Consider the following 24,785-nt stretch of genomic DNA (forward strand, 5'->3'; position numbering starts at 1 on the left):
GCAAAACAATTTACCAGCGGTCTAATTCGTGATAAGTTGCAACGCGAATAAAGAGTAACACTTACCGTCGAAGGATGATGACTATGAAAAAGCTCTTGTTGACTGTTTTTGTGGTTGGATTTGCCCTCTCAACCCAGGCCGGACATTTCCATGGTGGCGGCTGGCACAGGGGCTATTGCTATCGCGGGGGCTATGGGTTTTACCCGGGATTCTCGCTCTCGGTTGGCTACCCTGCTTACGCTTATTACCCTGACTCCTATTATTCCTACGCCGACTATGGTTACTACGGCTATTACGACGTGGGCCGTCCCAATTATGCGGTGGGCGGGACTTTGCTGGGCGCGTTGACCGGCGGGCTCATCGGCAACAGCTTCCATCATCAAGGCTGGGAAGGCGCGGCGATCGGTGCGGGCGCGGGATTGCTGCTCGGCGGAATCGCGGAGGACGCGGCGCGCCGACAAGAGCGCAGAGTTGCAGCGACGATGTATCAAGCGAGTCCAGCGCCACAACCCCAGATGCAAGCGCAGCCTCAACCGCAGTCAAGCCCTCCGCAAAGCCAGATCACGTCAAAGCCCTGCGCGACTTCCACCTATTACTGGACTACGCGACCGCAGATTGCCGACGCTCCGCGCGTGCCGGACGCGCCGGGCTTCTGATTGAAATCCGAAATCCGCATGTCGAAATCCGAAACAAATCCGAATTCCGAAACCCGAACGGAACGCAGGCTTCAGCCTGCTTCAACGTTTGTTTGCAGCCAGGTGTCCGAGCAGCCTGAAGGCGGCGTGCCTTTCCTTTCGATTATGACATTCGGGCTTCGGGCTAGTTTCGGCTTTCGGGTTTCGGCCTTCGGATTTAACCACTGACAATTTACCAAACATGAAACCATCCATCACCAAACTGTTTATTCCCCTCACCAGTGCTGTCCTCCTTGTCGGCTGCGCCTCCAGCGGCGTCAAGAATCCTTCCGGCGTGCCCGTCACGCGCATGAACGCGGACGAGCAGGGCTTCGTCGCCGGCACGGGCGTCGAATCGCAGGACCTCGTGGCCGTCAGCGACAAGATGGCGCGCAACATCCTCGGCATCCAGCAAATCGCCAGTGCCACCGTGCCGCCCATCATCGTGCTCGATCCGGTGGAAAACAAAACGCGCTTCCCGATCAACAAAGACATCTTCCTCACGCGCATCCGCTCCGAGTTGAACAAGAAATCCGGCGGCAAGGTGACGTTCCTGGCGCGCGAGCGCATGGCCGCATTGGAAAAGGAGCGCAACCTCAAACGCGAAGGCGCGGTCACGGCTACTAGCGACCCGAAGCTGCAGGAGTTCAAGGGCGCGGACTATTTCCTGACCGGCTCGCTGGAGGGATTGTCCACGCGCACGAAAGCCGGCACGAGCGATTACATCCTGTATGCGTTTCAACTGATTGACGCGCGCACCAGCGCCATCGTCTGGGAAGACAACGCCGAAATCAAAAAACAAGGGCTGGAGGACGCGGCGTATCGGTAACTCACAAAGCTTCCTTTTGACCCGGCACTGAATTAGAATGAAGTGATGAAAACGCTCGACAAGAATGTGCTTGAGACTGTCACGCAAAGACTGGTGGCGGAATTCCAGCCCGAACAAGTCTGGCTTTACGGCTCGCACGCTTGGGGCAATCCGCACGAAAGCAGCGACGTTGACCTTTTCGTCGTCGTGCCGCACAGCGAGGAGACGCCCATCCGCCGTTCGCAGCGCGCGCATCGTTGTTTGCGCGGCTTGCGGATGCCCAAAGACGTTTTGGTCGAAACCCGCCGGGAAGTGGATCGCGTCAAGGGACTCAAAACGTCGCTTGAAAACGCGATCTTGAGCCGAGGGCGGAGGCTCTATGGCTGACGCGCCCGCCCCTGATGCAAAGGCGTGGATGATCAAAGCTTGGCGCGACTTGGAGACCGCCCGCCGTGCGGCGACTGGTGAACCGCCCTTCTATGATGTGGCGGTTTATCATTGCCAGCAGGCGGCGGAGAAAGCCGTCAAAACCTTTCTCGTTCAGCATGGAAAACCGTACGAGAAAACCCACGACATCGAAGTGCTGATTGACCTTGCAGGCGAGGTTGAAGCGAGTTTCAGCAAACTGGCCGACGACGCCGATGCGCTGACTCCCTACGCGACGAGGTTCCGTTATCCCAACGCGACCTTCGCCGTCGAACCGCAGCCGGCCGAATACGCCGAAGCCGAGCAACACGCCCAGGCTGTTTACGATTTCGTTCTGAACCTGTTACCAAAGGGAGCATGACCATGAAGAAAAACAAAATCAAAGTCTGGGAAGACAACGCGGAAATCAAAAAGCAAGGGCTGGAAGACGCAGCGTATCGGTAGGAGAATAAGCTGCTGCAAATCAACTTAAATCGCTGGCAACGCTCGTGAAATTCAAGCGATCGAATGTAATCATTGCCGCGGTTGTTATCTTGCTCGGTGCATTGTGGATTCGAGGCTTTTGGTTTACCGAGGTATTTCACTCGAGCAAACGCAAGGAGCCGAATCGGGCCGCTTTGATTCAAATCCGTGCAGCCGTAAATGTCGGTGCGTCACATGCAGACGTTTTGGCAGCTTACTGGAGCAATCGCGCAGACGAACTCAAATTGTTCGCTGACAGGCCCACAGACTGGATCATTCAGATGCCTTTGGAATTTGGAGCAAGCGACTGGAAACTCTACATCGATTTCAAAGACGGGCGCGTGAACGCAGTCAAGGTCCGCACTTCTGACGGAGCAGCCAAAGATGGGCCGCCAGATAAGGAATAAGTGCCGCCGCCCGTCACTCCTTGCATCTGGTCAAGAACGCAGCCCGAATTGTTAATAATGTTTTCACGAATGAAGGGATTAACGCCAAGACACCAGGACGCCAAGACGCAGGAGCGCGGCGTTCACGCCGCTTCATCGTCCATTCGCTTTCGGACATTGAAGCGGGCTGAAGCCCGCGTTCCGGAAACATTCAACATTCAACATTCAACATTCAACATCAGATTCCTGCATCGTTCACGCACCAGACCTTGGATGTTGAGCGTTGAATGTTGGATGTTGAATGTTCTCCTTTTGACCTCTCTGCTTTTCACCGGCTGCGCCACCACACCGCAGCACAACATCGCTTTGACCGGTGACATCATGGTGGATGGGCCGAAGATGATCGCCGAAGGCCCGCCGCGCGACAAAGTCCTCTGGCAATACCGCACGGCCGCCGCCGCCATGCGTCGTGGCGATTTCGCGACCGCCAAGCCACTGCTGGATGACGCGTTGCTGACGCTCGGCGGGATTTACGGCAAGGACGCCGAGGCACGGAAGGCGCGCGGTTATTTCTCGCGTGAGGCGCGCAAGACATTCATCGGCGAGCCGTACGAGCGCAGCATGGCGTATTTTTATCGCGGCGTGATTTACTGGATGGACGGCGAACTGGACAACGCCCGCGCCTGTTTCCGCAGTGCCGAGTTCGAGGACAGCGACGCCGAGAGCAACGAATACAAAGGTGATTGGGTGTTGCCCGATTACCTCGACGGCCACGCCACGACCAAGCTCGCGGGCGACGGCTCGGACGCGTTCAAGCGCGCACAGGCCAGTGCCAAGAACATCAATCTGCCGCCATACAACCCAAAGGCAAATGTGCTGTTCATCCTGGAGTTTGGGCCGGGGCCGTTGAAGTATGCGAGCGGGCAATACGGCGAGGAACTGCGCTTCAGGACGCGCTCGTCGTCGATTGTCTCCGCGCGAATCAAAACCGGGAACATCAATCAACTCGTCGCGCCGACGGACGACGTGAACTTTCAGGCGACGACGCGCGGCGGTCGAGTCATGGATCATGTCCTCGCGAACAAGGCGGTTTTCAAATCTGCCACGGACACCGCAGGCACGGCAGCCATCATCAGCGGCGCAGTCCTCGCCGGCTCGCAAGCCGGTCGGCACAACGCGGGACAGGAAGTCGGTCTGGGCCTGGTGCTCGCCGGCATTGCGAGCAAGATTATTTCCAGCAGCACCACGCCAGAGGCGGACACGCGCACTTGGGACAATCTTCCACAGTTCATCAGCTTTGCGGCCGTGCCATTGCCAGTGGGCCAGCACGCGGTAACCGTTGAGTTTCTTGACGCCAGTGGCAAGCCGGATGAAAAACTTTCCAAATTGATCAATGTCAACGTCGCGACGACCGACCGTGACAAAGTCGTGTTCGTGAGCGACACTTCAACCACACCACAGACACAATGAAAACGAATCATAGTAAACCAATGCAGCAAACCGTTATGAACGATAAGACTCAAACGACCCCTCACCCCGCCCCTCTCCCCATCGGATGGGGAGAGAGTGGCCGGAGGTCGGGTGAGGGGAATGTTTCGGCAGCCTTCTCCATACTTGTCCCTTGCTGCCTTGCGCTGTTGGCAGCCGTCACTGCAACCTTGATCACCGGCTGCGAATCCACGCAGGACAAAGGACCGTATGTGCCGCAGCAGTCGAAAGCCCCGGCCTACGAAAGCACCGAGCCGGTTGTGCTGATGGATCCGGGCGTGCGGTATTCGCTCACGACGACGGGCCAACCGTTCGCGCAAACGCTGCCTGACGGCCGCCTGGAAGTGACCGTGCAACTCCGCAACCGCGAGAATCGACGCATCGAAGTGCAAGCCGGTTGCGTGTTCAAGGACGTGAATGGCATCGCCACCGGCGACGAAACGCCGTGGCAGACTGTCATCCTGACGGAGAATGCCACCGAGCAGGTGAAGTTCGTTTCGTCAAACGATCAGGCGAAGAAATACACGGTCCGCGTGCGCCAGGCGCGGTAAGCGTGACAGAGAAGCGTGACCAGTGATCAGGCCTCCGAGGTTTGGAGTTCGCTTTAGGCGGCAATTTGCAAATGCGCCCGGTGCGGTTGCCTGCTTCAAGAAAAATCTCGCCTCCACAGTTTTCCTGCCGCAACATCACGTCGAGTTTTTCAGCGGGCGAATCCCGCGATGCATGAAAGCCAAAATTGTCATCACGCCCAAGAAAGCGGTGGTCGATCCGCAGGGCAAAACCGTCCGCAACGCCCTCGAACACATGGGCTACACCGGCATCAACGCAGTCCACGTCGGCAAATATCTTGAAATCGAACTCAACGGTGCGGACAGGGAAACCGTGCGCAAACAACTCGACGAAGCATGCCACAAGTTTCTCAGCAATCCGGTGATTGAGGATTACCGGTTGGAAATTGAATGAAGACGTGAAGCGTGACACGTGAGTTAGGATTCCCGGTCACTTTTTACGCATCAAACATCACGAGTAATGAATTTTGCCGTCCTGCAATTCCCCGCCAGCAACTGCGACCAGGACGCCGTCCACGCGTTGCGCGATGTGCTCGGCCACTCGGCGCGCTACGTCTGGCACAAGGAAACCTCGCTCGGCGATGCCGATACCGTGATCGTGCCCGGCGGTTTCAGCTACGGTGATTACTTGCGCTGCGGCGCGATTGCGCGGTTCAGTCCGGTGATGCAGGCGGTGCAGAAGTTTGCGGCTGACGGCGGGTTGGTGCTTGGCATCTGCAACGGCTTTCAAGTGTTGTGCGAAGCCGGGTTGTTGTCCGGCGCATTGATTCGCAATCGTTCGCTCCAGTTCCGCTGCGAACATGTTTTTTTGAAAACGCTCACGACCGATTCTCCGTTTACGTGCCAGATTCAGCCGGCCAAGCTGCTTAGGATTCCCATCGCGCATGGCGAAGGTTGTTACTTTGCCGACGACGAAACGCTGAACAAACTCAAGGCGAACAACCAAATTCTGTGGCAATACTGCAACGCGCAGGGCGAAGTGACCGAGCAATCGAACCCGAACGGCTCGCTGTGGAACATCGCCGGAATATGCAATGAGCGTCGAAACGTCGCCGGTTTGATGCCGCATCCGGAACGCGCGTGCGAGACGCTTCTTGGCAGCGACGATGGGCGTTTGATTTTCGAGAGCATGATTCACGCGCTGCACAGCAAACAGGTGGCGAAGGCCGCGTGAGATCGCACGAAGTTCGGTTGCGTCGCGAATCTTCAGTCCTTCTCTGGTGGTAAAGTCTTTACGTAAGCCCGCCAGAGGTTGAGTTCGACGTACAGCTCGAAGAAAACCTGCGGTCGCAGTTGAAAGTAACCGGCCATCAGATGCGTCTTGTCCGGCCGCTCGTCGAACTTCGCCTCGTATCCGGACGAAACCAGCATGATCGGCGCGATGGGGTCTTTGGGCATTTCATCCCACCAGCCGACTTTGTTAAACCGGCGCAAATACCAGGGCAACGGCCAATAGCTTTCCTGTGAGGAGATGACTTTGATGACGGTATCGTGCCCTTGCGGCGACACTCGGGCGATGGCTTCAATTTTGTTTATCAGTTCCACGACGTTCGGCGAGGTCTGGGCATACACGTACGGATTGAATTGGCTGGCACAGTCAGGAAAACCGGCCCGCCACGCCTGCCAGCCGAGTTGTCCTGATGCGGCGAGGAGCACAGCGGCCGTCGTCCATTTCAACCCCGGCAATTTGCACGCGCGCAGCAACGCGATCGCGCCCACGCCCGCCAGCAATATCATGCCATAAAGAAAATTCAGCAGGCACCACGGCGTCTTGTAGGAAATCAGTGTGTAGCTCAGGGTCAGACCGGCGGTGTAAAAGGCGAGGACACGAACCAATGCCCCATTGGTCTGGCCGAGCCAGCGGCGGGTGAGCGCGCAGACGAATCCAATCACGGCTAATCCCACGATCAATGCCTCCGTCCAAATCGGGCCGTTCGGGTAATGAAAGAATATCAGCCGGCGCAAATAAAAATCCCACGGATAAATGTGGGGCGATTCTCCACCGGCGCGATTAAGCCAGGGCAAATAAGTCCGCAGCGAATCCAGCGGGCCGCTGGCGTTGGTGAAGAATGAAGTGAACAACACCACTGAAACCAACAGCGCGACCACGAACGCAGCAGCAATGTGTTTGAAGTTCAAATGCCCTTTGATCTCGCTGCGGTGACCGTCCACCCAACGGCTCCAGAGCAAATTGCCGAGCACTGCCAGCACCAGGCAACCCGCGGACAAGACAAAGGTTTCTTTCGTCGCAAACATCAGTGCCAATCCGGCGCCCGCCAGCAGACACCAGCCAAGTGACTTCGTTTGCCAATATCGCCAGCCCGCGCCGAGCGTCAGCGCCGTGAAAAAAACCAGCAGCATCTCGTGGATGTAGTAGCGACTGTAAAAAACCATCGCCGGTGAAATGGCCGTGAGCGCGACAGCGCAAAGGGTTTCCGGTTTGCCCAAACCATCGGTGAGCAACAGAACCAACAGAATCAAACCGATCCCGAAGGCCACCGTCACGAGGCGGAAAGTTGATTCCGTAAAGTCATCGAAATTTCGCGCGGGCGACAGCCACGCCGCCGGTAGCGTTGCATAAGGCAACGTCGGGCCGTGGAATTCGTGTGGATCATATTTGTAGTCGTTGGTGACCCAGAGCGAGCGGAACTTCATCGCATTGAGGCCCTCATCGTTGTGCATGGGGCGACGATCCAACTGGGGTAGTCGAAACGCCAGCGCGAGGCAGATGAGCAGAAACAACCCCGGTGCAAACCACCGGTTCATTTCGCAGGCAGGGCGTACACTTCGATTTCGGTATAGGCGTTCAAGGCGTTGTCCGTGCTGCCCTTGGAGTACGTGCGGACATAGCGGGCCTTGACTCCCTTCGCGTCGATCAATTTGCCTTCGTAGCCTTCAAAATATTCGCGGTCCGTGCCCACGCCTCGTTCGGAACTGTTGTCCTGATCGTTGTTGAAGATGGTTTGAACGCCGGTTTTGAATTCAGGGTCATCGGAAACCTGCACAATGACGTCGCGATAAACCACCGGCGACTTGTGCTCGTGCCAGATCAGGATGGCAAAAAGATTGTACTCCTCCTGCAAGTCAACTTGCACCCACTGCGTGCGCTTGCGCAACAGGACGACGTTCTCGTCGAACGCGTCCTTCTTCCCGTCGGTGATCTGTTTCAGTTCGCCGGTGATCGGATTGGGGTCGCTGCTCGTCACCGGTTTTCCCAGGGCGACATTCTTGACCCCTTTGGGCGCGAGAAAGGGCGGCCGCGGTTTGCCGGTCGGTTTCTCGGCAGTGGTGTCGGGCGGCATGTTTTTGGGTGTGCCCAGGTAACCGGCCGGGGGCAATTCCAGCGGGAGTGGCGCTAGATCACCCGGAGCATCTGCGGCCAAACTGACTGTGGCGCGGACGAATATCTGGAGTGTGAAAGCCGCACTAACCGCGAAAACCGACGGCCATCGAAAGAAGTTTTTATTCATGTTTTGTGACGTTTAATCCAATCAGAGCGGACTAGTTACCAAATCCCACGGCTCAGGGCAAGCGGTTCGATTGGCCACCCGCAATCCCAACCCGCCCCGGGGTTTAACTGAGTCCGACGCGTAACCGGCTTGGTTTATTTGATCTAAATGAGGGATGAAATAGGACTTGAGTTGGGTCGCTGTCCGGGGTATTTCAAGCCCATGAAAAAACAAGTCATCTCTTCTCCACAAAATCGTCGTACTTTCATCAAGTATTCCTCGTTGGCCATCGGAGCAGCCGCCCTCAGCGGTCCTTATCTGCTGCGAGGACAGAATTTAAACAGCAAGTTGAACATCGCCGCGATCGGCGCCGGCGGCAAAGGGTCGAGTGATACCGACCACTGCTCCGGCGAGAACATCGTCGCCCTTTGCGACGTTGACCAAAACACACTTGATAAGCGCAAGGAGAAATATCCCAACGCGAAGTTGTTTCGAGACTATCGCAAGCTCTTGGCGGAAGCGAAAGGCATCGATGCAGTGACCGTGAGCACACCCGATCATCATCACGCAGCCGCGGCCATCATGGCGATGAAACTCGGCAAGCATGTCTATTGTCAGAAGCCTTTGACTTACTCCGTTTATGAAGCGCGGATGATGGTGGAACATGCAAAAGCACACAAGGTTGTCACCCAGATGGGCAATCAGGGCAGTTCGGAAAGCGGGCTGCGCCGCGCGGTGGAAGTCATTCAGGCGGGCGCCATTGGGCCAGTGCGGGAGATCCACGTCTGGTCGAACCGTCCGGTCTGGCCGCAGGGCATTGACCGCCCGGAAGGTTCAGATCCGGTGCCGGAAAGCTTGGATTGGGATGTGTGGCTCGGCCCCGCGCCGGTCCGTCCTTATAAGAAGGACACCTATCATACGTTCAAATGGCGCGGGTGGCAGGACTTCGGCACCGGCGCATTGGGTGACATGGCTTGTCACACCGCCAACATGCCGTTCCGCGCGGTGAAGCTGGGATATCCCACCGAGGTCGAGGCCGAATCTTCTGGCATCAACAAGGAGACTTACCCCTTGAGTTCGAAGATCCGATTCCAATTTCCCGAGCGCGAGGGTTTGCCGCCCGTCGCGTTCTGGTGGTATGACGGCGATCCGAACAATCCCAAGAGTTTCCGTCCGCATGGTGATCAGACCAAGGAAGTGGTGGACATGCTGGGCAAGCTGCCCGGCAGCGGCTGTCTGCTCATCGGCGACAAAGGCAAAATCTTTTCACCCGACGATTACGGTTCGCAATTCTTCATCAAGCTCAAGGATGACAAGGAATACATTTCCGGAACGAAGCACGAAGCCGTCGCGAACGTGGCGCAGACCATTCCTCGCAACACCCTCAGCCCGGACACCGACCGCCGTCATCATCTGGAATGGCTTGCGGCCATCAAGGCGGGCAAGCCGGAAATGTGCTTCTCGCGGTTCGCCATCGCGGGCTACCTCACCGAGATCATCCTACTTGGATGCGTCGCGTTGCGCGCCGGCCAGAAGCTCGAATGGGACGGCCCGAAGATGAAAGCCAGGAACACGAAGGCAGCGGATCATTTCGTCCGCCGCGAGTTCCGCAAAGGCTGGAAACTCTGATCGGCGCGATTCGATAAACAGATTGCCAACCAGGGGCGGCCGTGGGAAACGGCCGCCCTTGCTGTTTGTCAGGCATGGGGCGTAGCGCTAGGGGCAAAAACAACTCGCCTACGACGACACCGTTGGTAGTTTTGTGCCGTGCGTCACAGCTATGACGCAGAATTAATTGCAATCTGACTTTTGAAAATGCCCAACCCAAACCAAGCGACCGTCAAAAACAGGGAGGCATTATCTGTAGTCGCCGGTACCCCGCGCTCAAAAACAAAAACCGTCGCGCAAGCGGCGTAATTTCAGATGAAGAACGCGAACGTTTTCGTTGATGTTGACCTGACGCTCGTCGATGCGGACGGAAAGCTGCTGCCGAGCGCACCTGAAGCTTTGACCAAACTTCGAGACAAAGGTTGCCACTTGTTTCTGTGGTCAACCAACGGCGCGAATTACGCCCGCAAAGTCGCGAGTCTGTATGGCTTGACAGAAATGTTTGAAGGATTCGCCGCGAAGCCGGACATCATCATTGATGATATGCCGGGAACGGTTGTGAATCCATTTGTCTTCGACGTGAACACGGAGGAATCATGGCCTGCGCTGGCCGACAAAATTATTCGCAAACACATTGATTGAATTTTGCCATGACCGAACCCGCCATCACATCTGAGTTGGTTGCCAAACACAACCTCACGCCGGAAGAATACGCCCGCGTCAAAGAAGTCCTCGGGCGCGAGCCGAGCTACACCGAGCTGGGCATCTTCTCGGTGATGTGGAGCGAGCATTGCAGCTACAAAAATACCCGGCCGCTGCTCAAAACGTTTCCGACCAAGTCGCCGAAAATCCTCGTCGGCGCGGGTGAGGAAAACGCTGGCATCATTGACATCGGCGACGGCATCGCCATTGCGTTCAAGATCGAGTCGCACAATCATCCGAGCGCAGTCGAACCGTTTCAAGGCGCGGCGACCGGCGTGGGAGGAATCATCCGGGATATTTTTACGATGGGTGCAAGGCCGGTTTGTGCGGTGAACTCGCTGAGGTTTGGGCCAATCGTGGCCGACGTAGCAGCGGACGTCAGTCCGCTCCATTCAAGTTCGGGGAAAAGTCAGAGCCGACTGACGTCGGCTGCTACGAATGGAGAGGCGGATGCAGCCCTGAAAAACAACCGCCGTTTGTTTGCGGGAGTCGTCAGCGGCATCGCGCACTACGGCAACTGCTTCGGCATCCCGACCATCGCGGGTGAGGTTTATTTCGACAAAAGCTACGAGGGCAATCCGCTTGTGAACGCCTTTTGCCTCGGCGTGCTGCGCCACGAACAAATTGCGCGCGGCGCGGCCAAGGGCATCGGCAATCCGGTGTTCTACGTCGGACCGGCCACCGGACGCGACGGTCTGGCAGGCGCGGCGTTCGCTTCGCAGGATTTGACCGAAGAATCCGCCGAGCAACAACGCGGAGCAGTGCAGGTTGGTGATCCGTTCATGGAAAAACTTGTTTGCGAAGCCTGCCTCGAACTGCTGGCCACCGGCGCCGTCGCAGGCATTCAAGACATGGGTGCAGCAGGCCTCACATGCTCGACTTGTGAAACCGCCGCGCGCGCGGGCACCGGCATCGAAATCGAATTGGACAAGGTGCCGCAACGCGCGCCGAACATGTCCAGCTACGAAATCATGTTGAGCGAATCGCAGGAGCGGATGCTCATCATCGTGCACAAAGGTCGCGAAGAAGAAGTGAAACGCATTTTCGACAAATGGGATTTGCCGTGGGCGGAAGTTGGTATCGTCACCGACACTGGCCGGATGGTTGTGAAACATCACGGTAAGGTCGTCGCGGACATTCCAGCCAAGAAGATCGCCGACGAATCGCCGGTCTATCAGCGCGATTCCCAAGAGCCGGAGTACTTGAAGGAAGTACGCGCGTTTCGCCTCGATGGCGTTCCCGACACGACCGACCCGGTTGCCGATCTCAAGAAACTACTCGCCTGGCCGAGCATCGCGTCCAAGAACTGGGTGTATCGCCAATACGATCAGATGGTTCGCGACGGTACGGTCGTTTGCCCTGGCAGCGACGCGGCGGTGCTGCGCATCAAGGCGGATTCATTGCCAGAAGCTGCAAACTCGCCTCACGCCTCACGCCTCACGGAGAAACTCATCGCCCTGACGGTGGATTGCAACGGCGTTTACGTTTATCTCGATCCCTACGAAGGCGCGAAGGCGGCAATGGCAGAAGCGTGCCGCAATCTCGCCTGCTCCGGCGCTGTTCCGCTCGGCACGACCGACAATCTCAACATGCCCAGTCCGCTCAAACCGGAACTGTTCTGGCAGATCAAGGAATCCGTGCGCGGGTTGGCCGAAGCATGCAAGGCATTCAACGCACCCGTCACCGGCGGCAATTGTTCGCTCTACAACCAAAGCCCCGCCGGCCCGATCGACCCCACGCCGACGGTCGCCGTTGTGGGCCTCATCGAAAAGCCGGAGCACGTCACGACACAGTGGTTCAAGGATGGAGGTGACGCGATCATTTTGCTCGGCGAAGCGGTGGACATGCAAGACCCGCTACTCGGCCTCGGCGGCTCAGCCTGTCTGCAAGTAATTCACGGGAAAAAAACCGGCAGTCCGCCGCGCTGCGATCTCGATCAAGCCCGCACGCTGCACACCACACTGCTGGGTTTGATTCAATCCGGCTTGGTGAAAAGCGCGCATGATTGCAGCGAGGGTGGTCTAGCCGTGTGCCTTGCTGAAAGCTGCATCAGCCAACTCATCGCCCGCGAAACGCCGAGGTTGATTGGTGCGACAATTGACTTGCGTGCGATGAAAGACACCCGCCTTGATGCGCTGCTCTTCGGCGAAACGCAAAGCCGCGCGGTCATCAGTTGCAAAGTCCTCGACGCCTTGAAAGTCGTCGAACGCGCCAAACTCATGGGCGTTCCCGCGGTTCAGATCGGAAAAGTCGGCGGAGACAAATTGACGGTGAAGGCGGCGGGCAGTGAATTCTCCGCCCCGATCACTGAGTTGCACGACTCTTGGTGGAACAGCATCGCCCGCGCGATGCTGTAAGCCCCACCCAAATTAGAGAGACGCGAGTTCAATCCATAATCGGCGTAGCGGTACAGTTTGATGTACTGCGTCGGGCATGGGGTTTCCCCCCATTGTGTGAACGCGGCGTTTTTCATACGGTCACTCAAATGCACGCCGCTGACCAATACATTCGGAAACAATTAACCCGAATATTTCCTTGCAAAAAAGTGCAACCGTGATCTCCGGCCCACGTTTATGGGTGTATGATTAATACAAGAGACCACGATTGCACGGGGACAGTTTGTAACCCTGAACTTTTCCAATTTCCAGCCGTAAAAAAGCGCCAGGTCACGGCGGGTTTTTCCGGCGGGGACGTGACCAGTGATGGCGGCATCCTGTTGTTGCGCCAAGCCGACCGCCAACTGGGACTGACCCAGGCGCTGGCCCGGGTGTTGCCCGATCCGCGCAACCCGGAGCGCATCGTGCATCCGCTGCTGACCTTCATCCGTCAGCGCGTCTATGGTCTGTGCCTGGGGTATGAGGATTTGAACGATCACGATCATCTGCGGCAGGATCTGGCCTGGCAGACGGCGGCGGAACGGGACGAGGCCCTGGCCAGCAGTCCGACCCTCTGCCGCTGGGAGAATCGGGCCGACCGCCAGGCGGCTTGGTGGGTGCAGGAAATCATGGTGAACCAATTCATCGCCGCCTTTGCGCAGGCACCCACGGAACTGATTTTGGACTTCGACAGCACGGATGACCGGGTGCATGGCAAACAGGAAGGCCGCTTCTTCCACGGCTACTACGGCAACTATTGTTTCCTGGCGCTGTATGTGTTTTGCGGAGAGCAGTTGCTGGTGTCGTATTTGCGGCCCAGCAACCAGGACAATGCCCGGCACGCGTGGGCGATTCTGAAGTTACTGGTCCGGCGATTGCGACGGGCTTGGCCGCAAGTAAAGATCGTGGTGCGGGCCGACAGCGGCTTTTGCCGGTGGCGGATGCTCCATTGGTGCGACGCTCACGGGGTGGGTTATGTGATTGGCTTGGCCAAGAACGACCGACTCCTGGTTCTGGCCCGGCCGTTAATGGACCAGGCGCAAGCCCAACACGAACAAACTCAGGAGAAGCAACGGCTCTTTGCCGAGGTGCGATATGCCGCCCAGAGTTGGGAGCGGGAGCGACGGGTGATCGTCAAGGCGGAGCACACGGACAAAGGGAGCAATCCGCGTTTTGTGGTGACCAATTTGGAGGCGGACGCCCAGCCGCTTTACGACGACGTTTATTGTGCGCGGGGCGAGATGGAGAACCGGATCAAGGAACAACAGTTGGGTTTGTTCAGCGACCGGACCAGTTGCCACGATTGGTGGGCCAACCAGTTTCGGCTGCTGCTCTCCAGTTGCGCGTATGTGCTGCTGGAGACGATGCGGCGACTGGGCTTGGCTGGCACCGACTTGGCGCGGGCGCAGGTGGGCACCATCCGGCTGAAGTTGTTGAAAATTGGCGCCGTGGTGTTGCGCAACACGCGGCGTGTGCGGCTGCTGTTGGCGAGCAGCTACCCGTATCAAAACATCTTTGCGCAAGTGGCCAAAGCGTTCAACACGGGATAGACCCCAACGGTGCTGTCCCCGGCACGATTAAACAATGGGGGTAAGGGGGCGTGTGTACCGGAATCGAACAAATCAAGTTGAGAGGGCAAGTGGCGTTGAAAAATCACCCGAAAGACGTCTTCGACAGCCGGAAAATCAATTTCGAAGGTATGGTGAAATATTCGGGTTAACTCAAACTGTACCATTACCATAATCCCCTTGCATTTACCGGAAGTCGGCGGATGATGCACGCGTTCTAACACTTAAGGCATTCATGCGTCCTTGGCGTGCAGCTTGCCGTTCCGCCAGGGCCGCAGGGTCGTGGTGGACGGCGCAAAGGTGGGTCACCACTCGACTCGCGTCATTCGTTCCTCTTGCGGCTCTGCTACTGACGCCGCTGGTGCTGCGGGCACAATCCGGGGCGGGCAACTGCCTCCGCTTCGACGGCACGAACGGCTACGTCAGCATCCCGCACACGAATGCGTTCAACGCGTATCCCTTCGCGGCCACGGCGTGGATTCGCACCACGTCCATCAACCCCACGGCCCAGGGCATTGTTTCCAAGTATCCCGACGCTCAATTCGACGGCTGGTCCGTGCATCTCGTGAATGGTCGCGTCAATGTCTGGTACATCCGATCCTTCGGGAACTGGGTGCTCGCCAGCGGTGATAACCCGATTGACGCCGGCTTTGTCGCCGACGGGAGCTGGCACCATATCGCCTTTGCGGTGGATGCGACTGGGGGCCGCGTCTTTGTGGACGGGACACTGCGAGCGACTGCGATTTGGACCGGGCCGGCCGGGCCAGTGACGACCACCTTGCCGCTCCAGATTGGGCGTTATTACACTTATGCGAATCGCTTCCAAGGCGACATTGATGAGGTGTCAGTCTGGAACCAGGCGCTTGGCGCGAACACCGTGAATTACCTCAAGCACCGCCGGCTCACCGGAAACGAAGACGGGCTGGCGGGGCTTTGGCATTTGGATGAAGGAATGGGAACTATCACCAGCAATGCGGTCGTTGGCGCCGTTGGCGGAACTTTAAGCAACAGCCCAGCCTGGACTGGTTCCGCTGCGCCCATTGCGCTCGCGATGGTGGCGACGAATTGTTTGCGATTCGACGGCACGAACGGCTACGTGCAGGTGCCGCACAACACGAACCTGAATGCGTATCCGTTGACGGCGATGGGCTGGTTTCGCACCACGAACACCGTTTCGTTTGTGCAGGGTATCGTCAGTAAATACGCCGAGAGCAGCCTCAACGGCTGGAGTCTCTTTGTCCAAAACGGAAAGCTGCGCGGATTTTTTTATCGCCCGGGCTTTGGCGCGGCGATTGACGCCACGTCGGTCGCCACCGTCGCCGATGGCGGTTGGCATCACGCGGCGCTGACGGTGGACGCGGCAGGCGGAAAGTTGTGGCTCGATGGTAGCGTTGTTGGCACCGGCTCGTGGGTATCGCCCGGTCCGCCCACGAATACCCAGCCGGTTTTGCTCGGGTGCTACTCTCCGGCGAATTACTCGCAACGCTTCCACGGCGCGCTTGATGAGATCACGGTCTGGAATCGTGCGCTCACGACGAACGAGATTCAAACGCTCAAGAACCGTCCGCTCGTTGGCAATGAAACCAATTTGGTCGCTTACTGGCGATTGGACGAAGGCACGGGCACCGTGGTCGGCGACGCCACCGGCCACGGCTACAACGGATCGTTCTCCAACTCGCCCTCGTGGACCGGCTCAACGGCGTATTTGGGCGATGGCAGCGTGTATCTGCTCGCGGCGACTGACATTCCGTTCATTGAACGTTATTACGCCGTCAACGGCGCCGACTTGGTAAACTCGTTCGGCGTGACAGCCAAAGCCACGTTCTGGCGGTTCTACGACTTCGGCACCGCGCCGTCGAACTTGCTCGTCGCATACAAACTGGATACCGGGCTGCAAATCGCACCCGCCGGCACGCCGCTGGCGATCAAGCCCAACACCTACTCCAACGCTTTCAACTTTGCGTCTTACAACGCGTCAGCGCCGATTGTCTCCGGAGTCGCAGCGGGAATGGCAACGATCAATCAGTTCCGAAACGTCGAACCAGACACCGGCGTGCAATTGGATTCGGTCAACAATTTCCATCTGATGACCGGCACGCTTTCGCATGACGCGACGGGCGGCGGCTTCACGACGGACGGCACGGAAGCCTCCGACCCCGCGCGGTTGTTGCACTTCAACGGGCATGTTTTCTTCGGCGGGATTGACACCATCCTCACCAATGTCATCAACACACCGGCGGCCGGCACGGTCACCGCGCCGACGCATCTGGCATCGCAACTGCAAATCGGCGCGGGCGGCGCGTATCTCGCGATCGCGCCCGGGTTCAAGTTCGGCGGCGGCGCGGCGTTCAACGTGAATCTCGGCGCGAATGGTTTCGCCACGAACCTGAACGGCTCGTTCAGCCTGGCCAACCCCACACAGTTCTTCGAGACGAACGGAATTCGTTATCGCCTGCCCGGCGCAACCCTCAGCGCGGCGGGCATGGTGGCCACGAATCTCGAAGCGTGGTTTCCCGCGGGCTTCGGCCTGGCGACCAGCACGAACACTCGCGCCATGATGCCGTTTGCGTCGAAAACCAACGTGGCGCTGGGGCCGGATCTGTTGCCCACGAGTTCGCCGGTCATTTTCACCGCCGCGTCCTACAATACGAATCTCCTTTGGTTCGCGGAGGAAACGAAACCGTTCTTGATTGGCGGCTCGCAAATTCTGTGGCGTATTCCGGAGGGCGAGTTCTACATGCCGGATGCGCAGGTGCTCCAGTTCGTCCGGCAGCAGGAGGACGCCGACCTCGACGCGGAGCGTCCGAATCTCGTGGACCAACTTGGCGGCTATCGCATCTCGAACGACAGCTACTATCGCAATATCGCCGCCGTCTCGGGCGCGCCGGTCTATGTGCGGCCCGACACCAACGGCGGCGCGCTGCTCACGATCCAGGCGGCCTTGGCGCCGGGCAACTACCGCCCGCATTTTCCCTATGTGCCTGGCTTCAGCCACATCCCAGCGGCCCCGGGCGAGCTGGTGATCACGAACGACCTGATTGACACCGCCGCGAGTTATTTGCTGCTGCAAGACGTGGTGGCCCTGCGGTACGCGCGCGATTGTCCGCCGGATGGCGGTTGCAGTAATGCGGCGGTGGTGGGCGATCAGGTGTTGTTCTTTACCGCGCCGCCCGGACATTTTGGTCTGGGCGAACTTCGCTTCACACCCGAGGGCGGGTTGCTGGCTTACGGCACGATTGCGCCGCAGAATCTCACCTGGGGATTTGCGGGCGCAGGCAAATACGCCCAACGCACGAGCGACATGTCGGACGGCGCTTGTTATTTCTCCGGCACTTTTCTGAAGGCCGACGATCTGGCGGGCGAACAGGATGCGCGTCGCCCCACGCGCCTGTTGCACACCGGCTACGGGAGCGCGAACACCAACGATTTCACCTACGTCGAACGTCCGGGCGCGGCCAACTACGCCGAGGGTCTGGCGAATTACGCGGGCTTGAATTTCCGCGCGCCGGCGTCGGGCCGCAGCGTCATCGCCGACGTGGACACCGGTTCGTATCCGCTCACGTCGCGTTCCAAATACTATGTGCGCTTTGGCGGCGTCAGCGGGATTCATGAATCGGCGACCTTTCCGACGAACCTCACGCTTTACGGTTACGCGTTCACGTTCCAAAGCTATCGCCTCTCGTTCCTCGACAGCGACAATGAAGAATCGCGCACGGACGGCGTGGTCACGTTGCCCGTGCCGTCGGGTTTTCCAGTGGAGTTCGAGCGGATGAAATTCTTGTGTCGCGGCAACCTCGACTCCGCGCGGCTGCCGGCAAACATTGACACCAAGCATCTGGTTTACTGGAACACGGATCTGAAGCTCTTGAGCCTGCAATTCAAGCCCGAATCCGGCGACCCATGCAGCCTCACCAAGCGCTATCTGGTGCTGGGGGTGGAAACCAAATTGCCCTTCATCCCGCAAGCCCTTCACACCGCGCTGGCCATCAAGAACAATGGCAACCTTGCCACGGCGGCGACCGATGTGGAAGGCGTGGATTCGCGTTTCCCTGTGCCCGCGAATCTCCAGCTTCAAGGACCGGGCGGAAGTTTTTATCCGCTCACGACGGCGGGCGATGGTTACTTCAACAATTGGGAAAGATCCGACAAGCCGACCACGGGCTTCTACAATATCGCGGCGCGGGTGCGCGTGCCGTTTTTCCGCGACGTGAAAATCCATCTCCACGTCACGCCCACCGGCACGAACTCGGCGCAGCTTGCGCTGATGGGCGGTTGGGCGGCGGAAGAAGGCAAGGGCACGCACCGCGGCTGGAATGTCGGGGCACAAAATTATTTCAACACGGCGAAGTTTGACCGGACGCACGACGGCTGGCCGGCCGGCGTGTCGCTGACCGACTATCGCAAGAACGCCGCGGATTACCGCCCGCGCGCGCAGCAGAACTGGATTGACGTGGCGGACTTCGACTATCCGCTGGCGTGGAACGAGACGCTGCGCCAGTTCAAGGGTTTTGCCGACGCGACGGTGATCCTGCCGGTGATTGACGTGAACAGCCGGCTCAAGGAACTCACGCCCGGCAAGGTGGACTTCGATTTCGCGCAGGACCTCAATCTGCAACTGCCGCGCCTCAAGGTGCTGGATTTTGCCAACGACGCCTTGAATGAAATCAACGCGCCCCTCGACTCGCTCGCCGGCGCGCTTCGCTCGCAACTCGGCGCGGGGCTGGATGTGAGCGGCCTGACCAGCGGCTTCCGCAGTCTGCAAAATGTCCTGCGCGAAAATCCCGAGGGCTTCTTCCGCCCGGTGCTCGAACCGGCGCTCGATGCGGCGGTGGTGAACAACCTTTACAACGCCCTCGCCGCCGAACTCGCCGCCAACGGCAAAGCCGCGCTGCTGGCCAAGACTGCCGCCATCGTCGGCGCGAACAGCAACTTGCTGCAATCCGCGATCATGAATCTCAACGGGACCGCGGGCCAGGCGACGAAGGTGTTCGGCCAGTTGGACCACACGTTCGCCGACGCGGAAGCGACGTTGAACCTGTTCCTCGACATGATCAAAAAAGACGGCGGCGGTAACCGCAACGTCATGCGCGCCGTCATCAAACAATTCGGGGCGGATATCGGAGACATCCCCGACTCGCTGCTCGCCAGCCTGCTGCAAGATCTCGAGCCGACACTGGCGAGCATCGAAAGCGACTTGCGCCAACTGCTCGTCCAGTTCGCCGAACTGCGCGCGCAGATCACCGGCGCGTCGGGCGATTTCGCCGCCGCGCTCAACGCCGCCAATCACTCGGGCGGGGTGGGAACTTATGTGCAGCAGGCTGGCGGCGGCATGGTGAAGCTGCTCGATTCCGTCGTCGGACCGGCGAACGATTACTTCACCGCGGATCCCTTGCGGGCAAGGCGCGAAATCCGCGAGCGGCTGATCGCCACCTTCCTCGGCTCGCCCGTGCCGGGTAGTTATCAGACGGCGTTCCGGCAATTCATGTCGGACAAGAATTTCCAGTTGGATCAGCTCATGGACGTGTTGTTCGACCAGGTAAATCGTTCGATCCGCGACGGGTTGAGTTCGTACCTCGCCGGCGCGCAGGATGGCATTCCCCAACCCACGAAGGGCGGAGGCGGCGGTTCGTTGCTCTCGGCCAAGATTCGCGGTTCGCCAACTTTTGAAGGCGATTCACTCCGCCGGATTCATCTCGATGCGGAAATCAAAATGAAATTGCCGGACGACATGACCTTCTCGGCCTACATGGACATCAAGGAACTCGATTCGCAATCCACGGCGCTGAGTTGCATCCCGGCAGGCGGTCCGGCGGCGGAGGTGACGCTCGGCGCGAAGGATATTCCGCTGGATTGGCTGGGCGTGTCGAGCGGCGGGCCGCTCAAGCTCAACATCGAGGCGCGCTGGACGTTGCAAGAAGGCGCGGTGCTCGGGATCGGCGGGTCCTTCGAGGTGCTGGGGAAAATCGGATTCAAGGGTGGCAGCATCAATGATTTTGGCGCGTCGCTGGCCATCGGCAAGTTTGAAAATTATATCGCGGCCAAGGCGGGCGCCACTGTCACGATCATTGCGATCCCGGTGGATTTTAACGTCGGGATTTTTGCCGGCCGCGCCTGCTCGCTCGACCCGCTCAAGTTTATTGATCCGGAAGTGGAGGAAGTCCTGATCACCAAGGCCGACGAATTCGCCGGCATTTATCTCCAGTTCGGCGCGAGCGTTTCGCTCTCCGACATTCTTTTCGGTTCCTCAAGCTGCCTGCTGGATCTCACCGGCAGCGTCAACTACGCGCTCTTTTATCAAGGCGGCCCGCGCTTCGGCAGCATCGGTGGCCGGCAGAAGTTGAGCTTGAGCGCCGACTTGATTTGCATCATCAGCGCCGAGGCGTCGTGGGCTATGGGCTACCGGCTGGATACGGAAGGAAAATTGTCCATGGCCGGCAAAGCGCGGCTCTGCGGGAAAATCGGCGCGTGTCCCTTTTGCCTGAAAGCGTGCGCGACGCTCTCCGTGAGCGGCACCGTGACCGATGAGGGAGTGGATTACTCGATTGATTACTGACCGAAAGAAATCCGATGACCGAAATCCGAAATCCGAAAGAAGTTCGAAACCCGATGGCCGAAGTCCGAAGAAGTCGGACGCGTGCAAGCGCCTGTTTCGGATTTCGGCCTTCGGATTTCTTTCGGATTTCGATCATCGGATTTCGGATTTCCCTGTTTTTTTTGATCCCATTGCTCACGACCTCAATGGTCGCTCAAACTCCCCTCTCCAATCTCGTTTACGCCGTCGGCACCACCGCCCGCGATAATTTGAACCAGGATTGGTCTTACGTGCTGCTCGATTCCTCCGCGCCGCAGATCCTCGCGGGAAAACGCTTCGCGGTTTATGGCAAACCTGGTTATCCCGCCGACGCGGGCACCTTTACCTTGCGCGGCGATCTGGTTCAGTCCCCGGACGTCGCCGCCATCAACGCGAAGCTGAATCAATCGGTCGCGCTCGGCCAGAACCTCGCCTCGCTCAACGACGCGCTCGCCTCGGCGGTCGGAACCAATGTCTTCGGGTTGCTGCGCAAAGTTCCCGGTATTACGAGTCAATCGCTGCCGCAAAAAGTCCTCACTGCTTTTCAACTGGCTGCGACAGATCAATCCATTGCCGAAATGCTGGCGTTGCTCGAACATGGCAATCCCGGACTCACCCTTTGCGCCGGGCACGCGTTTTCCGAAATGATCGGCGCCATCACGACTTATGAGATTCGCGAACTCGATCCCGTGTCGGGCGCGGCGGGCAATGTGGTGGGCCGGGTCACGCTCGTGCCGAATGCGCCGGTGGTTTTGCCGGCGCCGGGAAAACCGTTTCAAGTCGTCAGCAATCATATCAGCGAACATCTGCTCATCCGCTTGCGCTGGGGCACGCCGGCGGAATTGCGACGGCTCTCGGTCTTGAATGTCGGATTCAACTTGTGGCGCATTGGGAAGACAAATGCCGAAGCGGGAAATTTCCACAACCTGCCGCCCACGCTGGCAGTGCTTCACTCGAATCCGGATTTTGTTCAAGCCAATCGCGCCGCGGTGTTCGCCACGATGGACTACCACACCGGCAGCGGCGCCGGTGGGGCGGATGATCCGGCGGATCGCCTCACGTTTTTCTTCGCTGACAACGCCCGCGGGTCCGGATCGCCGCCGTTCATTGACGGGCAGGAATTTTATTATTTCGTGACCGCCCGCGATTTGCTCGGTCGCGATGGCTTGGTGTCGCCCGGTGGATTGGCGCGCGCCTGCCGCCGTTTGCCGCCCAAGCAACCGACCGATGTGAAAGTCGTCAACATCGTCCTGCCCGGCTCGACCAACCAGCCGCGGCTGCAAGTCACCTGGACGCAGAACACGAACGCCGCCGATCACGTGACGCACTACTGGATTTATCGCTGGACGAATCCGACGATGGCCCTCACCAACGACGCCGCGCCGCTGACCTTCCGCGTCGGGGTGGTGACCAACCTGCCAGGCACAAACGTGAATTCGTTCACGGACACCGGCGCGGGCGCGTTTACCGACCCGAATATCACCAACGCCTGGTTCACCGTCCGCGCGGTGAGCGAGGCGGCGTGTGATCCGTTGCTCTCGCCGCACAGTGCGCCCGCCTGGGGTGTGTTGCGACAGCGCGAGGGACCAGCGGCCACCACGGGCGAACTACTGGGCAGTTGCGGCACGCCGGTGGTGATGTTCCAGAATTTTGTGACGAATGTCATCCCCGAAGATTCCCAGACGTGGAATTTCCAGCTCACCTGCACGCGGCGCGATCGCGGCATCGCGTGGGTGCAGTTCCTCATCACCAACACCATCTCCGGCGTCAGCACGCAGGTGGACACCGTCGGCCCGACTTACTTCCCGCCGGACGAGGACACCGCCCAACTGGATTATCCCGTGACCGCCGGCGACACTTACGCGCACACCTTCCGAATCGGCTGCACCGTCGGCACTTTCCTGGAGCAGGTGTCCGCCGTCGCCAACTGCACGCTCACCGCGCCCGTGCCGCCCACGCAACAACGCGAGGCGGTGTTCTTCGCGGGCCAACTGCTCACGACCGCGCTCAGCAGCACCGACCCGTTGCTCACCGTACTCAACAACGGCAACAACACCTTTTACTCCGCCACCAGCGCCACGGTGGATCCGAGCGGGATGGTCGCGTTGCATTTCAACACCGGCCCCGTGCCGCTGCTCGTGCAGGCGCTGACGAACAACACCTGGCTCGACATCGCCGTGATCCGGCCCGACTCGAATCTGGTTTATTGGGTTTCGTATCCCGCGTGTCTCATCGGCCCGCTGCCGTATTTCCGGGGTTACACCGTGAACCTGCCCGCGACGGACGCCAATTGCGACCAGCACGTCGCCCGCGCGGCGGACAATGGCCCGGTCGCGCCGGTGCGCGTGCGCTTCAAACTCACGGAACGCACCCGCGAATATCGCGTCTATCGCCGGGCGGGCGAGGGGCCATTGACGCTCTTCGCGCAAGGCCCGGCGGCTTACGATCCGGCGAATCCGAACAAGCTCATTGAATCGAAAGACGAGGCCATGCCCACGAGTCCGACGCGGCTTTGCTACTTTGTGCAGACGCTCGACGAACATGGCAACGGCAGCCCGCTCGCATTCATCGGTTGCAAGCCCGTCGGCAGTTTGCCCAAGCCCGTGCTCGCGGAACCGCAACCCATCGGCACTGTCAACACTCCCCAAATGATGTTGAGCTGGTTCTGCCCCACGTCGGGTGTGGCGCGTTTTCAATTGAAAGTCCATCGTGTGGATCCGCCCAAGCCTGGGGGAGGCATCAACTTGAACGACCCGGTGCTCACGGTTTATGTGCCCTACAACAAGCAGGCGAGTTATCTCGGCCTCAACAAAAAGCATAAAGCCGCGCGGCAACTCTACGACGAAGCCCATCTCACCCCGCTGGTCGGTCCGGGCTTTGGCCCCGGCCCCAAGTTCACGCTCAACGTGAATGTGCTGCCGAACGCGACTTACGATGTTTCCGTCGCCGCCGTGGATAGCCAGGGTAAGGTCTGGGACAGTTCGGAAAACTGGCAGTTCACCTGGACGCCGCCGGTGGTGCCCGTGACCGTGCCGTGGCCAGCGCGGCCTCCGCCGCCGGTGAATGGCTTCGATTCGACTTCGCCGGCCGACACGTCGCTGCCCTACGCGCCGCGCGTCCAGGCGAAGGTGTTTTACGATTCCGATTTCATCGCGCCCAACCCGCGTTACCCCGTCGGCGTGCGCATCGGGGAGTTAAGCCTCACTGGGGGGCCGAACAATAACGCGTGGACGGAATTCAACAACGACTACTTGAGCTATTACACGGGCACGGCGGAGAACGTGAGTCAGCAGAGCGCCGATCCGAACGCCGGCGTGTTCCGGTCGCGCAGCTCGGCGCGGGCCGGCCAGGCGTTGCTGCCGTTCGTGCTGTATCGCGAGCAACTGACCAACGCGCTCTTCCCGCGTGTGTCCGGCGACATCACGCAAGTCTCGCCGCTGATCGAACGCGTGCCGTGGAAGGTCGGCCCCAACAACGGTCAGGTGACGATTCCGGACCGGTTGTTCGCGGGGCAGGAAGAATACTACGCCCCAAAGTACTATTTCTTTTTCTACGTGCGCGACCTGCAACCGGTGCAGCGCGGCGCGAAATACCGCTACTACGTCGTGCGCTTCAACGCCCAACGCGAAGTGGAGGAAACCATCCCGGCCGGCGACGTGGAGCCGCCGTTGAACAATAACTAGAGCCGATGAGCAACGT

At 59.1% G+C, this 24,785-nt stretch carries 17 protein-coding genes; 15 read left to right on the plus strand and 2 right to left on the minus strand.

The genetic code is table 11. From position 1 onward, the window contains the following. The first annotated feature begins 83 nt into the window (after window positions 1-83). From HY298_24620 to purQ, 9 genes are all read left to right on the plus strand, one after another. Window positions 84-656, plus strand: coding sequence for a hypothetical protein (locus tag HY298_24620; protein MBI3853444.1), 573 nt, complete (start codon window positions 84-86; stop codon window positions 654-656). A gap of 220 nt (window positions 657-876) precedes the next feature. Next, the gene (locus tag HY298_24625) at window positions 877-1,503 is read left to right on the plus strand and encodes a penicillin-binding protein activator LpoB (GenBank protein ID MBI3853445.1); all 627 of its coding nucleotides are present in this window, start codon (window positions 877-879) and stop codon (window positions 1,501-1,503) included. A gap of 45 nt (window positions 1,504-1,548) precedes the next feature. Next, on the plus strand, window positions 1,549-1,869 hold the full coding sequence (locus HY298_24630) for a nucleotidyltransferase domain-containing protein (GenBank protein ID MBI3853446.1): 321 nt from the start codon (window positions 1,549-1,551) through the stop codon (window positions 1,867-1,869). Beyond that, a complete protein-coding gene (locus HY298_24635; protein ID MBI3853447.1) occupies window positions 1,862-2,269 on the plus strand; it encodes a HEPN domain-containing protein in 408 nt (135 codons plus the stop codon). Before HY298_24630 ends, HY298_24635 begins: the two co-directional genes overlap by 8 nt. Before the next feature lie 127 nt (window positions 2,270-2,396). Further along, the gene (locus HY298_24640; protein ID MBI3853448.1) at window positions 2,397-2,777 is read left to right on the plus strand and encodes a hypothetical protein; all 381 of its coding nucleotides are present in this window, start codon (window positions 2,397-2,399) and stop codon (window positions 2,775-2,777) included. 291 nt (window positions 2,778-3,068) lie between these two features. Then, window positions 3,069-4,226, plus strand: coding sequence for a hypothetical protein (locus HY298_24645; GenBank protein MBI3853449.1), 1,158 nt, complete (start codon window positions 3,069-3,071; stop codon window positions 4,224-4,226). A gap of 35 nt (window positions 4,227-4,261) precedes the next feature. Beyond that, complete coding sequence (locus tag HY298_24650; GenBank protein MBI3853450.1) at window positions 4,262-4,795, plus strand: DUF1425 domain-containing protein; 534 nt, start codon at window positions 4,262-4,264, stop codon at window positions 4,793-4,795. 172 nt (window positions 4,796-4,967) lie between these two features. After that, window positions 4,968-5,207, plus strand: a complete 240-nt coding sequence (purS, locus tag HY298_24655) for a phosphoribosylformylglycinamidine synthase subunit PurS (GenBank protein ID MBI3853451.1) — start codon at window positions 4,968-4,970, stop codon at window positions 5,205-5,207. A 66-nt stretch (window positions 5,208-5,273) separates the two neighbouring features. After that, window positions 5,274-5,987, plus strand: a complete 714-nt coding sequence (gene purQ, locus HY298_24660; GenBank protein MBI3853452.1) for a phosphoribosylformylglycinamidine synthase subunit PurQ — start codon at window positions 5,274-5,276, stop codon at window positions 5,985-5,987. A 32-nt stretch (window positions 5,988-6,019) separates the two neighbouring features. Here the strand turns inward: purQ and HY298_24665 are convergent, their stop codons facing one another. Together HY298_24665 and HY298_24670 are read right to left on the minus strand one after the other, a co-directional pair. After that, window positions 6,020-7,579 carry a TIGR03663 family protein gene (locus tag HY298_24665; protein MBI3853453.1) on the minus strand — a complete coding sequence of 520 codons (1,560 nt, stop codon included), beginning with the start codon at window positions 7,577-7,579 and terminating at the stop codon, window positions 6,020-6,022. Further along, window positions 7,576-8,283, minus strand: a complete 708-nt coding sequence (locus tag HY298_24670) for a hypothetical protein (protein MBI3853454.1) — start codon at window positions 8,281-8,283, stop codon at window positions 7,576-7,578. The genes HY298_24665 and HY298_24670 overlap by 4 nt, the downstream gene beginning before the upstream one ends. Window positions 8,284-8,499: 216 nt before the next feature. Between HY298_24670 and HY298_24675 the strand changes: the two genes are divergently transcribed. The 6 genes from HY298_24675 (at window position 8,500) to HY298_24700 (ending at window position 24,769) form a co-directional block, all read left to right on the plus strand. Next, entirely contained in the window at window positions 8,500-9,891 is a 1,392-nt protein-coding gene (locus tag HY298_24675; GenBank protein MBI3853455.1) for a Gfo/Idh/MocA family oxidoreductase, read from the plus strand. 294 nt (window positions 9,892-10,185) lie between these two features. Then, the gene (locus tag HY298_24680) at window positions 10,186-10,512 is read left to right on the plus strand and encodes an HAD hydrolase family protein (GenBank protein ID MBI3853456.1); all 327 of its coding nucleotides are present in this window, start codon (window positions 10,186-10,188) and stop codon (window positions 10,510-10,512) included. Between the two features lie 8 nt (window positions 10,513-10,520). Beyond that, on the plus strand, window positions 10,521-12,929 hold the full coding sequence (gene purL, locus HY298_24685) for a phosphoribosylformylglycinamidine synthase subunit PurL (protein MBI3853457.1): 2,409 nt from the start codon (window positions 10,521-10,523) through the stop codon (window positions 12,927-12,929). Window positions 12,930-13,153: 224 nt separating this feature from the next. Next, window positions 13,154-14,497 (plus strand): IS1380 family transposase, encoded by a 1,344-nt coding sequence (locus tag HY298_24690; protein ID MBI3853458.1) that lies wholly within the window; start codon window positions 13,154-13,156, stop codon window positions 14,495-14,497. Window positions 14,498-14,876: 379 nt separating this feature from the next. Next, window positions 14,877-21,068, plus strand: coding sequence for a LamG domain-containing protein (locus HY298_24695; protein ID MBI3853459.1), 6,192 nt, complete (start codon window positions 14,877-14,879; stop codon window positions 21,066-21,068). Window positions 21,069-21,229: 161 nt separating this feature from the next. Beyond that, window positions 21,230-24,769, plus strand: a complete 3,540-nt coding sequence (locus HY298_24700; protein ID MBI3853460.1) for a hypothetical protein — start codon at window positions 21,230-21,232, stop codon at window positions 24,767-24,769. The last annotated feature ends 16 nt before the right edge of the window (window positions 24,770-24,785 follow it).

The sequence above is a fragment of the Verrucomicrobiota bacterium genome, assembly GCA_016200005.1.
GTDB lineage: Bacteria > Verrucomicrobiota > Verrucomicrobiia > Limisphaerales > PALSA-1396 > PALSA-1396.